This window comes from Skermania piniformis (assembly GCF_019285775.1).
Lineage (GTDB): Bacteria > Actinomycetota > Actinomycetes > Mycobacteriales > Mycobacteriaceae > Skermania > Skermania pinensis.
Genome location: NZ_CP079105.1, coordinates 2283852 through 2296690, shown reverse-complemented (window position 1 = coordinate 2296690; position 12839 = coordinate 2283852). Strand labels below are relative to the sequence as shown.

Annotated in this window: 12 protein-coding genes; 3 read left to right on the top strand and 9 right to left on the bottom strand. The window is 69.2% G+C overall.

The features are described from left to right. Positions 1-26: 26 nt before the first annotated feature. The 8 genes from KV203_RS10645 to KV203_RS10610 form a co-directional block, all read right to left on the bottom strand. The gene (locus KV203_RS10645) at positions 27-2222 is read right to left on the bottom strand and encodes a malate synthase G (protein WP_218820985.1); all 2196 of its coding nucleotides are present in this window, start codon (positions 2220-2222) and stop codon (positions 27-29) included. A 66-nt stretch (positions 2223-2288) separates the two neighbouring features. Continuing rightward, a complete protein-coding gene (locus KV203_RS10640) occupies positions 2289-3185 on the bottom strand; it encodes a 3-methyladenine DNA glycosylase (RefSeq protein ID WP_066475167.1) in 897 nt (298 codons plus the stop codon). Positions 3186-3209: 24 nt separating this feature from the next. Then, positions 3210-3722: a RodZ family helix-turn-helix domain-containing protein gene (locus KV203_RS10635; RefSeq protein ID WP_066475164.1), complete on the bottom strand. Its 513-nt coding sequence runs from the start codon at positions 3720-3722 to the stop codon at positions 3210-3212. 149 nt (positions 3723-3871) lie between these two features. Beyond that, a complete protein-coding gene (locus tag KV203_RS10630; RefSeq protein WP_066475157.1) occupies positions 3872-4951 on the bottom strand; it encodes a hemolysin family protein in 1080 nt (359 codons plus the stop codon). Continuing rightward, entirely contained in the window at positions 4948-6318 is a 1371-nt protein-coding gene (locus tag KV203_RS10625) for a hemolysin family protein (RefSeq protein ID WP_066475154.1), read from the bottom strand. Before KV203_RS10625 ends, KV203_RS10630 begins: the two co-directional genes overlap by 4 nt. 178 nt (positions 6319-6496) lie before the next feature. Further along, a complete protein-coding gene (locus tag KV203_RS10620; RefSeq protein ID WP_066475152.1) occupies positions 6497-7927 on the bottom strand; it encodes a GuaB1 family IMP dehydrogenase-related protein in 1431 nt (476 codons plus the stop codon). A gap of 35 nt (positions 7928-7962) precedes the next feature. After that, complete coding sequence (locus tag KV203_RS10615) at positions 7963-8913, bottom strand: M56 family metallopeptidase (protein ID WP_066475151.1); 951 nt, start codon at positions 8911-8913, stop codon at positions 7963-7965. A 27-nt stretch (positions 8914-8940) separates the two neighbouring features. After that, on the bottom strand, positions 8941-9348 hold the full coding sequence (locus KV203_RS10610; protein WP_066475150.1) for a BlaI/MecI/CopY family transcriptional regulator: 408 nt from the start codon (positions 9346-9348) through the stop codon (positions 8941-8943). Between the two features lie 97 nt (positions 9349-9445). Between KV203_RS10610 and KV203_RS10605 the strand changes: the two genes are divergently transcribed. Continuing rightward, positions 9446-9880, top strand: coding sequence for a PaaI family thioesterase (locus KV203_RS10605; protein WP_066475148.1), 435 nt, complete (start codon positions 9446-9448; stop codon positions 9878-9880). 30 nt (positions 9881-9910) lie between these two features. On the opposite strand, the gene KV203_RS10600 is transcribed toward KV203_RS10605, so the two are convergent. Then, the gene (locus KV203_RS10600; protein WP_083530344.1) at positions 9911-11359 is read right to left on the bottom strand and encodes an NAD(P)/FAD-dependent oxidoreductase; all 1449 of its coding nucleotides are present in this window, start codon (positions 11357-11359) and stop codon (positions 9911-9913) included. A 144-nt stretch (positions 11360-11503) separates the two neighbouring features. Here KV203_RS10600 and KV203_RS10595 point away from each other — a divergent pair, with 144 nt between their 5' ends. After that, positions 11504-12250, top strand: a complete 747-nt coding sequence (locus KV203_RS10595; protein WP_174522088.1) for an MBL fold metallo-hydrolase — start codon at positions 11504-11506, stop codon at positions 12248-12250. Between the two features lie 7 nt (positions 12251-12257). Further along, positions 12258-12809, top strand: a complete 552-nt coding sequence (locus KV203_RS10590) for a dihydrofolate reductase family protein (protein WP_066475145.1) — start codon at positions 12258-12260, stop codon at positions 12807-12809. Positions 12810-12839: the final 30 nt, after the last annotated feature.

Genomic DNA, 12839 nt, shown 5'->3' with positions numbered 1-12839 from the left:
CGTGCCTGCTCGGGCCGGCCCGGCGATCAGCGGGCCAGTTCCGACGCCTTGAACTCGCGCCGCCGCCGATGCAGGATCGGCTCGGTGTAGCCGTTCGGTTGCTCGGTTCCGGCCAGGATCAGCTCCTTGGCTGCCTGAAAGGCGATGCTGCTCGCGAAGTCCGGCGCCATGGGGCGATAGTTCGGGTCGCCGGCGTTCTGTCGATCCACCACCGGTGCCATCCGCTCCAGACTCGCAACGATGTCGTCGGCCGACACCACGTCGTGACGTAACCAATTCGCCAATAGTTGACTGGAGATCCGTAACGTGGCCCGGTCCTCCATCAACCCGACATCGTGGATGTCGGGCACCTTGGAACACCCGACACCCTGATCGATCCATCGCACCACGTATCCCAGGATCGACTGTGCGTTGTTGTCCAGCTCGGTCTGCCGCTCCTGCGCCGACCAGTCCGGCGTCGGTGCGAGCGGGATGGTGAGGATGTCGTCGATGGTGGCACGCGAACCGCCCTGGGCGATCTCGGCCTGCCGGGCGAACACGTCGACCTGGTGATAGTGGATCGCGTGCAGGGTGGCGGCGGTGGGCGAGGGCACCCACGCGGTGGTCGCGCCGGCGCGGGGATGCGCGATCTTCTGCTCCAGCATGTCGTGCATCAGATCCGGCATCGCCCACATCCCCTTGCCGATCTGGGCATGATGCGGCAGGCCGTCCGCGAGGCCGGTGTCGACGTTGTTGTCCTCGTAGGCGGCGATCCAGCGTTGCGACTTCATATCCGCTTTGCGCACCATCGGTCCGGCTGCCATCGAGGTGTGGATCTCGTCGCCGGTGCGGTCGAGGAAGCCGGTGTTGATGAACACCACCCGTTCCTGCGCGGCCTGGATACTGCGGGCCAGATTGACCGTGGTCCGCCGCTCCTCGTCCATGATCCCGACCTTGAGCGTGTTCGCCGGTAGCCCCAGCACCTGCTCGACCCGGTCGAACAACGTGTTGGTGAACGCCACCTCGTCCGGGCCGTGCATCTTCGGCTTCACGATGTACACCGCGCCGGTCCGGCTGTTGCCGCGGGTGGTGTCGCCGCGTAGGTCGTGCAGCGCGATCAACGAGGTGAACAGGCCGTCCAGAATCCCTTCGGGAACCTCGTCGCCGCTCGGATCGAGGATCGCGTCGCTGGTCATCAGATGACCCACATTGCGCACGAACAGCAGCGAACGACCGTGCAGGGTCAATTCACCGCCGCCGACCGCCGTGTAGGTGCGATCCGGATTCATCACCCGGGTGAACGTCTTGTCGCCCTTGGTCACCTCTTCGGTGAGGTCGCCCTTCATCAGGCCCAGCCAGTTCCGGTAGCCGGTCACCTTGTCCGCGGCATCGACCGCGGCGACCGAGTCCTCGAAATCCATGATGGTGGTGACCGCGGATTCCAGCACCACATCGCGCACGCCGGCCGAATCGGTGGATCCGATCGGCGAGGACGGATCGATCTGGATCTCGATGTGCAGCCCGTTGTGCCGCAACAGCACGGCGGTCGGTGATTCGGGGGTGCCGGCGTAGCCGACCAGCTCCGCCGGTCCGGCCAGCGTGGTGACCGTGCCGTCGGCCAAGGTGACCGCGAGCGCCCGGCCGTCGACGGCGTACCGGGTGGTGCCCGCATGCGAGCCGGTGACCAGCGGCGCAGCCTGGTCGAGCAGGCCCCGGGCGAACGCGATCACCTTGTCGCCGCGCACTTTGTTGTAACCGGGCTTGCCGCCGGGTGCCTGTTCGGCACCATCGGTCTCGGGGATCGCATCCGTGCCGTACAAGGCGTCGTAGAGCGATCCCCACCGGGCGTTCGCGGCGTTGATCGCGAACCGCGCGTTCATCACCGGCACCACCAGTTGCGGACCCGCGGTCGCGGCGACCTCGGCGTCCACGTTCTGTGTACCGATCCGGAAGTCGGCCGCCGGCGGCAGCAGGTAGCCGATCTCGACCAGGAATGCCTTGTAGGCCTCCCGGTCGTAGTCGGTGCCGGGATGCTCGGCGTGCCAGGCATCGAGCTTGCCCTGCAGCTCGTCTCGGGTGGCGAGCAACTCCCGGTTGCGCGGGGCGAGCTCGGTGACGACCGCTTCGACGCCGGCCCAGAACTCGGCCGGGTCGATCCCGGTACCGGGGATCGCCTCCTGCTCGACGAAGTCCCGCAGCTCCGTGGCGACCTGCAATCCACCGATCCGAACGCGCTCAGTCATCTACCTCACTCTTTCAGGTCGCGGACTCGGGCCGAATCCGCTGCCGACCCGCTTCCGGTCGGGATCTTACCTATGAGTAGCCGACGCGCCGTCGGTGCTGTCCGCTCGGTCGGCGAGTCGGAGCAGGGCAGTGCAGCGCTGGTGCAGCGCGGCCCGCAACGGGGCGGCCCGCCGCGTCAGTTCGGCCTGGGCCCGGACGTACTCGGCCCGGCCCGCCGCGGTCTCGATCGGGATCGGCGGGTAGCCGAGTTCGGTCAGCTGGTACGGGCTGGCGCGCATGTCGAGTTCGCGGGCCGCGTAGGCCAGCTCGAAGCAGGCCGCGGTGAGCGCCGAGTCGATCAATGGGGACAGCTTGTAGCAGTGCTTGTACAAATCCATCGTGGCGTGCAGGCAGCCGGGCTGCTCGGCAGCGACCTGGCCGGCGCGGGTGAGTGCCGTGGCGTTGCGCGGCTCCGCGGCCGCGGTGAAGAACCGGAACGCGTCGAAGTGGGTGCAGCGCAACTGCATCGACTCGACCACCCGGTCGGTCCCGGCGCGGCCGAGCCGGAGCTCGGCACCGGGGTGGCGGACCGGCTCGGTCCGGTACACCATCGCCCACTCGTGCAGACCGAAGCAGGACAGCTGCGGTGGGCGGGCCGCGGTGGCGGCCAGCAGAGCGGCGATGTGTTCGATTGCCGACCGGCGGTGGCAGGCGAAGCTCGGATCGAGCTCGGTGCCGCCGTCGATGTGCCGATAGCCACGCCATCGGGCGTGCTCGGGCGCATCGATCAGCCGGATCCCCGGACCCGGATGCCAGCGCAGCAGCTGTGCCGGCCGATGGCTGTAGTAGGTGAACAAGAAGTCGATCACCGGGTGCGCTTCACCCCGGCCACGGCGTCGCAGGTGGGGCTCGATCAAGGCCGATATCGTCCGCCGGTGCCGGTCGCGGCGGGCGGTCCACACCGCGACCGGGAGTATCTGCACGGCGACGATGCTACGGCCGTCCGCTCAGCAGCCGGGCAGCTGTACAGCGATCTCCGGCGGAACTCCGTGGGCGGGGACGCAATCGCCGAGCGAACCGAGCTCCAGCAGTTCCCAGCGCGTTGCGGTCGGGACGAATCGGAACAGTCCACCGACCGGCGGGTGGGCACCGTTCCAGGCGACCGCCCAGGCGGTCCCGCTCGGATCGGTAACGCATCGGGCGGTGTCGAAGCCGACGCCGCCGTGTCGGTCGGCAACCGGGTCGGCCGCTGCGGCCTCGTCCAGTCGGGTGCTGCTGGCGAAAGTGCACGGTCCGACGCTGGTTGCGGCGGCCGAGTCGGAGTCGGTCGAGGCCGGTTCCAGTTGCGTGCCGGTGACCGGTTGTGCCGCTTTCGGCGGCGCAAGCGTCGTCGAGGTGGTGGTGTCGACCGATTGTCCGGCATCGCTCTCGGTGCGGGAATCGGCCGCTCCGGCGGTCAGCGCCACCGTTGCGGTTATCACTCCGGCGGCCGCTACCGCCAGGCGCGCTGCAGTCTTCATGGATCACTCCTGGTCGGTTCCGGGGTGCTCACGCGACAAACCAGCTAATACCAACCTCAAGCTTAATTCCCGCTTGAGAACATACCAATAGTCTATACGAAGGGAAATCTGCTGGATAGTCGGTAGCCGATGCCGAGCTTATCCGCTGATCAGTTGCCGGCAGAGCCGGCTTCCCGGCGATGGGTGCTGTCTCGAACGTTGCCGATGAACTCTTCGACCAGATCCTCCAGTGCGACGATGCCGACGGTCGTCCCGTTCGCGTCGACCACCCGGCCCAGATGTGAGCCGGCCTGTCGCATCGACGCCAACGCCTCGTACAGAGTCATGCCACGCGGCACCGTCGGCAGGGGGCGGATCTCCGCGCGTGGAATCAGCGTGCTCGGACCGGCGCGGACATCGCCGACTTGTTCCAATACGTCCTTGACGTGCAGGTATCCGGTCAGCAGGCCGTCGGATTCGCGTATCGGGAACCGGGAGAACCCGGTGTCGACGACCGCGGCTTCGATCGCGCCGAGGCGCACCCCCTCCCGCTCGGTCGGCAGGCAATGCGCATCGGCCAGCGGAATCAGCACATCGGTCACCGTTCGCCCCTGGGTCTCCAGGGCCTGGGTGAGCCGCCGATGTTCCTCCTCGTCCAGCAGACCCTCCGAGCGAGACTCGCCGATCATCTCGGACAACTCCAGGGCCGAGACGGTGGCCGCGAGCTCGTCTTTCGGATCGATTCCGAGTGCTCGCAGGGTCAGGTTGGCCAACAGGTTGTAGAAGCCGATCAGTGGCCGGGCCAGCCGGAGCCACGCCAGGTGGGCGGGCACCAGCAACAGCGCGGACCGTTCGGGGCCGGCCAACGCGATGTTCTTCGGCACCATCTCGCCGAGCAGGATATGCAGCACGACCACCACGGCCAGCGCGATCGCGAATGCCAGCGGGTGCAGCAGCGCCGCCGGTACCCCCGCCCACTCCATCGGCCCCTCGATCAGGTGCGCAAACGCAGGTTCACCGACCCGGCCGAGCAGAATCGAGCAGATCGTGATGCCCAGTTGCGCGGCCGCGAGCATCAGCGACAGCTGCTCGCTGGCCCGCAGCACCGTCCGAGCGCCCCGCTTGCCCTGGGCGACCAGGGCTTCGAGCCGATCCCGGCGGGCCGAGATCAAAGCGAACTCGGCGGCGACGAAGAATGCGTTGGCGCCGAGCAGCGCCACCGCAAGCAGGACGCCGAACAGGTCGTTCATCGGGCACCGCCGCGCGCGGTGACGTCGGCGGCCGCATCCTGACCGGGGCGGGCGAAGAGCTGTACCCGATCGATCCGACGACCGTCCATGGCCAGCACGCGGCCGAACCAGCCGTCCGATTCCGGATCGAGCACGTCCGCGGGGAGCGGCACTTCATCACCCTCGACGGGGATCCGGCCGAGCCGAGCGAGGATCAGGCCGCCCAGGGTTTCGTATTCGCCGTCGGGCGGCGCGTATCCGGTTTCCGCGGTCACCTCGTCGATCCGCAGCAGGCCCGAGCAGGTCCAGCCGGCGCCCTCACGGCGGATGTCGAGGACGGTGTCGTCGTGCTCGTCCCGGACATCGCCGAAGATCTCCTCGATCAGGTCTTCCATGGTGACGATACCGGCGGTACCACCGTACTCGTCGATGACCAACGCCACCTGCATCCCGTCGGCGCGCACCCGATCGAGCACCGTATCGCCGTCGAGGGTCGCCGGCACGGTCAGGACCCGCTGGACGATGGTGCCGAGTCGGACCTGTGCGCGCTGCTCCGGGAGGGTCGCGAACGCCTGTTTCACGTGCACGAACCCGCGGGTGTCGTCGAGGTCGCCGGCGACGATCGGGAATCGGGAGAAGCCGGTGCGTGCGGACGTCGCGACCAGGTCGTCGACGGTGTCGTCGACGGCGAGCGAGACGATCTTGACCCGTGGGGTCATCAGTTCCTCGGCGGTACGCTCGCCGAACTGCAGCGAGCGATCCACCAGCGTGGCTACCCGGAGATCGAGCGCGCCGCGTTGGGCCGAGGTGCGCACCAGCGAACCGAGTTCTTGCGGCGAGCGGGCCGAGCGCAGCTCCTCTGCCGGTTCGATGCCGAATCGGCGGATCACCCGGTTCGCGGTGTCGTTGAGGAAATGGATGGCCCAGGCGAACGATGCCGAAAACGCCAACAGCGGGCCCGCGGTGAACCGGGCGGTCGCCATCGGCTCGGCGATGGCGACGTTCTTCGGCACCAGTTCGCCACAGACCATCGACAACGACGTCGCCAGGATCAGTGCCAGCGCCAGCGCGAGGGCGGTGGTGGGGCCGGTGCCGAGCCCGAGCGCGCTCAGAGCCGGCTCGAAGAGTTGCGCCAGCACGGGTTCGGCCAGGTAGCCGGTGATCAGCGTGGTGATGGTGATACCCAGCTGGGCGGCCGATAGCTGGAACGACAAGGATCGCTGGGCGCGCTGCACCAATCGGGCCCGCCGGTCGCCGTCGCGGGCATGCGCTTCCACGACGCTGCGTTCGAGCGCGGTCAGCGAGAACTCGGCGGCGACGAACAATGCAGTTCCCGCGGTCAGCCCGACGAAACCGACCAGTGCGACGATGGTGAGTGCAACGCTCACTGCGGGCGACGAGCGGGATAGGCGCGATGATCGGGGTGGGCGCCGACCGAGCCCGTCGACCTGGTGCCGGCGGCAGGTGCCATGCGTTCCTGGGTCCCTTTGGTCGAAGTGGGCGGTTGTCCGATCAGCCCGAGTCTACCGGCTCGCTGCAGTAGCCGGTCGGCATGCCGACGGTCGGTCACCATCCGCCCGGCAGCGGCCGGCCCTCGGCGAAGCCGGCGGCCGACTGGACGCCGATCAGCGCGCGTTCGTGTAGCTGGGCCAGGTTGCGCGCGCCCGCGTAGGTGCAGGCGCTACGCACACCACTGCAGATGTGATCGAGCAGGTCCTCCACCCCGGGTCGATCCGGGTCCAGCTGCATCCGGGACGACGAGATGCCCTCTTCGAATAAAGACTTGCGTGCCCGGTCGTAGCTGCTGTCCGCTGCGGTGCGGGCGGCCACCGCTCGCTTGGACGCCATCCCGAAGCTCTCCTTGTACGGGTTCCCGTTCTGGTCGAAGCGCAGGTCGCCCGGAGATTCGTAGGTGCCGGCAAACCAGGAGCCGATCATCACGTTGTCGGCGCCGGCGGCCAGCGCGAGCGCCACGTCCCTGGGGTGCCGAATTCCGCCGTCGGCCCACACGTGCCCGCCGGCCTCGCGGGCCGCTTCGGCGCATTCGGCGACGGCGGAAAACTGCGGCCTACCGACGCCGGTCATCATCCGGGTGGTGCACATCGCGCCCGGTCCGACGCCGACCTTGACGATGTCGGCGCCCGCAGCGAGCAGATCCCGGGTGCCGGCGGCGGTCACCACGTTGCCGGCGACCAGTGGCACCCCCAGATCCAGCGCGCGCACCGCGGCCAGCGCCTCTGCCATCTTGGCCTGGTGTCCGTGTGCCGTGTCCACCACCAGTACGTCGACCCCGGCGTCCACCAGCGCCTTCGCCTTCGCGGGCACGTCGCCGTTGATCCCGACTGCGGCCGCGATCCGAAGCCGGCCGGCGGCGTCGACCGCCGGCCGGTAGATCCCGGCCCGAACCGCACCGACCCGGGTGAGCACCCCGGCGAGCACGCCGTCGACGGTGAGCACGGCAAGGCGGGCGTGCGCGGCATCCAACAGTTCGAAGACCGCACGGGGCGGCGTGGACAGTGCGACGGTGAGCATCTCGGTGGTCAGCACGGCCGACAACCGGGTGAATCGATCGACGTCGGCGCAGTCGGCCGCGGTCGCCAGCCCGATCGGTCGGCCGTCGGCCACGATGACGACCGCACCGTGCGACCGTTTGTGCATCAGTGCCGACGCGTCGGAGACCGAATCGTCCGGGCCGAGCGTCACCGGGGTGTCGGCCACCAGGTCGCGGGACTTGACGAACGCCACCGTGTCGGCGACGGCACCGATCGGAAGGTCTTGGGGTAGTATCACGATGCCGCCCCGGCGGGCGATCGTCTCGGCCATCCGCCGCCCGGCCACCGCGGTCATGTTCGCCACCACGATCGGGATGGTGGTGCCGGTACCGTCCGCGCTCGCCAGGTCGACGTCGAACCGCGAGGTGACCTCGGTGGGTCGGGGTACCAGGAAGACGTCGTCGTAGGTGAGGTCGTACGGTGGCGGGCCGGACAGAAAATGCACGCTTGGCATGCTAACGGCCGATGAGCGGGCTCCGGTCAGATGCGGAACAGCCGGTTCAGCTCGGCCAGCCAGGGCAGCGCGACCGCCAGGGTCGGGACCACCAGGATCGCCGCCGCGCTCAGGTATACCGCAGCCGCCAGGCCGCGGCCGCCGTGGGTAGGTCCGCTCAGCCGGCGAATCCGGACCAGGGTGGTAGGTCCGCCCGCGGCCAGTGCGCCCTGCGGAGTTCGCGCGCCGGCACAGGCGACGAGTGCGCGGGCGAGCGGCCGCGGACCGCTCACCCGCACCGCCGCGTCATCGGCGAGCAACTCCACCAGCAGGCGTACCGAGTCCAGCGCCGACTCGCTGCGGACCACCCGGGGGAACGCCTCGTGGACGGCGGTGAACGCCTCCAGCACCAGATCGTGCCGGGCGCGCAGGTGGGCGCGCTCGTGGCCGAGGATCGCTCGGATCTCGCCGTCGGCCAGCCGGTCCAGGGTGCCGGCGCTGAGCACGACCCGCCCGCGCCGGCCGGGCACGCAGTAGGCGATCGGCTCGGGCGTATCGAGCACCCGGATGTTGCCGGCGGAGATACTGTCGCGGCCGTGCTCGGAGTGATCGAGCAGGTCGACCAGCATGCGATGGCGAGCGCGGCGGCGGCGGGTCCGTATCGCAACCCGCACGACCGCGAACATCAGGCGCGCCCCGATCAGCAACGTGAGCATCAACACCGCGACGTAGCAGAGCCACAGTGGCATGCCCAGCGCGTCGATCTCGCGCAGCGGTTCGGCGGTCGGCCGTCCGTCCGGCCCGACCACCAGCAGTCGGCTGGCGATTGCGAGTCCGGAGCCGAAGGCAGCCAGGACGGCGGCGAGGGCGATCGCCTGCCAGAGCACCAGGGCGGCCCGCGGCACCCGTGCGGTCCAGGTGGCCTTGGCCAGTACGGCCGGTATCGGCCCGGCCAGCAGCAAAGCCAGGGCCGCGAAGACCGGGGCGGCCGCGTTCACGGTGGGCTCGCGTTCATCACGATCAGACTAGTTGTCGGGTGGGGATTCCGCAGGGGTCTGCCGATGCTGCACGGCGTCGAGTTCGGCCAGCGCCTCGCGCAGTGCCGCGGCTTCGTCGGCGCCGACCCGGCCGACGAAATGGACCAGTGCGGCCGCGCGACCGCTCGACTCGTCGGCCTGTTGCAGGGCGTCGACCATCAGGCTCGCCACCAGCTCGTCCCGCCCGTGCACCGGCGCGTACCGGTGTGCCCGGTCGTCGCGTTGCTGGCTGACCAGATTCTTCTTCGCGAGACGCTGCAGGACGGTCATCACCGTGGTGTAGGCCAGCTCGCGGCGTGCCGACAGCGCTTCGTGCACCTGCCGCACGGTCTGTGATTCGTCGACCGACCACAAGTGGTCCATGACCGCCTTTTCCAGCTCACCGAGACCCGCCATCGTTCCAGTGTACGTACCTCCGGCGCGGCACGTACTACAGGAGGTCGTACAGCGCGCCGGGTCGGCTCGATGCCGCTGTGGTGTAGATCTTTCGACCATGACCGAGATGACTCCCACACCACCCGCCACCGACTCGGCCCCGCTGGTCGCGATCGGTTTCGACGCACTGATCGGACTCGAGTACCGGATCGTCACGCCGGACCACGTGCGCGCCGAATGGACCGTCCGGCCGGAGCTGCTCCAGCCGTACGGCCTGGTGCACGGTGGGGTGTACTGCGCGGTGATCGAGTCGGTGTGCAGCGTCGGCGGCGCCACCTGGTATGCCGACCGCGGCGTCGTGGTCGGGGTCAACAACAACACCGACTTTCTGCGCGCCGCCCGATCCGGCACCCTGACCGCCGACGCTCGGCCGGTGCATCAGGGCCGGTTGCAGCAGGTATGGCAGGTGGCGATCACCGACGAGGAGCAGCGCGTCGTCGCCCGCGGACAGGTGCGATTGCAGAATCTCGCCCAGGCGCCGGGCAGCGCCTGAGCGAGATTGCGGTCGGAGCGGGGCGCCGGATCAGGGTGCCGACAGTCGGGCGGACGTGCCGTCGACGATCGACCCGGTCGGGGTGGCGCGGTTCGGGTGGCCGGTCTCGGCCTCCTCGAACCGTTCCTTCGCGGCCGCCTCGTAGCTCTCCAGCTGTTGCATCGCCTGGCGGGCGTAGATCCAGCGTTCGGTGATCGTCATCTGGCCCCGCCCCTTGCCCAGGAAGGACAGGGTCCAGGCCATCACCGTGGTCAGCCGGTTCTTCTGCCCGACCAGGTAGTACAAGTGCAGCACCAGCCAGGCGAGCCAGGCGATGAACCCGCCGAACTCGAACTTGCCGACCTGCGCCACCGCGCTGAACCGGGAGACGGTGGCCATGCTGCCCTTGTTCAGATACTTGAACGGCTTGCGGTTGGCCGGGTCGTCCTCGCCGCGCAGCGATTCCTTGATCCGCTTCGTGGCGTACACCGCGCCCTGGATCGCACCCTGCGCCATCCCCGGCACCTCGGGCACGCTCATCAGGTCGCCGATCACGAACACGTACGGGTGCCCCTTGACCGTCAGGTCGGGCTCGACGATCACGCGGCCGGCCCGGTCGGTGGTGGTGCCGTCGGATTGTTCGGCGATCAGTTTGCCGAGCGGATTGGCTTGCACGCCGGCGGACCAGACCTTGCATGCGCATTCGATCCGGCGCTCGGTGCCGTCCTTCTCCTTGACCGTGATGCCCTGATAGTCGACGTCGGTCACCATCGCGTTGAGCTGAACCTCGACGCCCATCTCCTCCAGCCGCCGCTGCGCCTTGAGGCCCAGATTCTCACCCATCGGCGGCAGCACCGCGGGGGCGGCGTCGAGCAGGATCACCCGGGCATTGTTGGGGTCGATCGTGCGAAACGCCCCGGCCAGGGTGCGATCGGCGAGTTCGGCGATCTGGCCGGCCAGCTCCACCCCGGTGGGGCCCGCACCGACCACGACGAAGGTCAGTCGCCGCTTGCGTTCGGCCGGATCGTCGATCGCTTCCGCCGCCTCGAACGCGCCGATGATGCGGCCACGCAGCTCCAGCGCGTCGTCGATCGTCTTCATGCCCGGCGCGAACGTCGCGAAGTGATCGTTGCCGAAATAGGACTGCTGGGCACCGGCCGCGACGATCAGGCTGTCGTAGGGGTAGACCGTCTCGGAGTTCATCAGCTTCGAGGTGACGGTCCGGTTGGCCAGGTCGACCGCGTCGACCTCACCCAGTACCACCCGCACGTTCTCCTGATCCTCCAGGATCAGCCGGGTGGCCGGTGCGATCTCACCCTCGGACAAGACGCCGGTGGCGACTTGGTAGAGCAGGGGCTGGAACAGGTGGTGCGTGGTCCGGGCGATGAGGGTGATATCGGCGTCGGCCTTGCGCAGATGCTTCGCAGCGGTGAGACCCCCGAATCCCGAACCGACGATGACGACTCGGTGGCGCCGCGGCGCTGCCGGTTCGATACTCATTCCCAGGTTCCTCCAGATCCGCGACAGTGAAACGTCGCCCCTGGAACGGTAGCGGTCCGGTCCGCCCACGGCATATCGAACTCGGCGATTTCGCTTTCGGGAGGCCGCCGACGGCGCCGGACCGGCCCGATTAGCGTTGCCCGCGTGCAGATCGAGGATATCGCCGACGGCATCCACCTCGTCCAGGGCAGCGCGGTGAACTGGATCATCGTGTCCGACGCCGACGGGGTGACGCTGATCGACGCCGGTTACCCGGGTGATCATGCCGACGTGGTGGCCTCGCTCCGTGCGGTCGGTCACTCGCTCGACGACCTGCGCATGATCCTCGTCACCCACGCCCACGTCGACCATGTCGGCGGCATACCCGCGCTGCTGGAACGGGTCCCGGTGCCCGTCCGGACCTCGTTCGAGGAAGCCCGGCACGCCCGTCGCGAGTATCTCCAGCAGGCGACGCCGGCGCTGGTCGCGCGCAATATCTGGCGGCCGGGTGCGGCGGCCTGGGCGGCGCACGTCCTGGCGCGCGGCGGCACGCGCGCCGTGGTGGTGCCGACCGCGACCGGCGCCGCCGACCGCGAGCCCCTGGCGGCGCCGGGTGCGCCGGTGCCGTTCGTCGTCGCCGGGCACACCACCGGGCACACCTGCTACCTGCTCGCCGAGGGGAAGGTCGTGGTCACCGGCGACGCGCTGTGCACCGGGCATATGCTCAGCCGACGGACCGGCCCGCAGTTGCTGCCGGCGTTCTTCGATCACGAGCGGGATCGGGCGGTCGCCTCGGCGGAGACGGTGCTCGCGGGCACCGGCGCAACGATCGCGCTGCCCGGACACGGGCCGTCGTACCATGGCCCGATCGCCGACGCGGTCGCGGCGGCACTGGGTGGAAAGCCGAGATAGGGGAGCTGTGGGAACCATCGTCGTACACGAGTTCGTCAGCCTGGACGGGGTGTTCGAGGATCCGAGCTGGACCGTCGAGTACGCGTTCGACCCGCAGATGGGCACCACGCTGGCCGAGATCGTCGGGAGCTCGGAGGCAATCCTGCTCGGCCGCAAAACATTCGAGATGTTCGCCCCGGCCTGGTCGGGGCGGACCGCCGCCGACGACCCGGGTGCACCGTTCTTCAACGAGACGCCGAAATACGTCGTCGGCGCCCGGCAGCCGGCGGTGGATTGGGCCAACTCGACCCGGCTGGGCGGGTACGACCCGGCTGCGATCCGGGCACTGAAACAGCGCACGGACGGCGCCGTCTACATCTCCGGTAGCGGCACCCTGGTCCGGGCGTTGCTCGCGGCGGGACTGGTCGACAGCCTGCACCTGTTCGTCTATCCCGTCGTGCTCGGCGCCGGTCGTCGGTTGTTCGACGAGCGCGGTCCGCAATTGCGCTTGGCGCTGCAGGAGAGTCAGACCTACGCTGGCGGTGTCGTGCACCTCGCCTACGGCCCGGCGGTCGCCTGAACACCGGCCGGTCGATGATCGCGTCCCGGG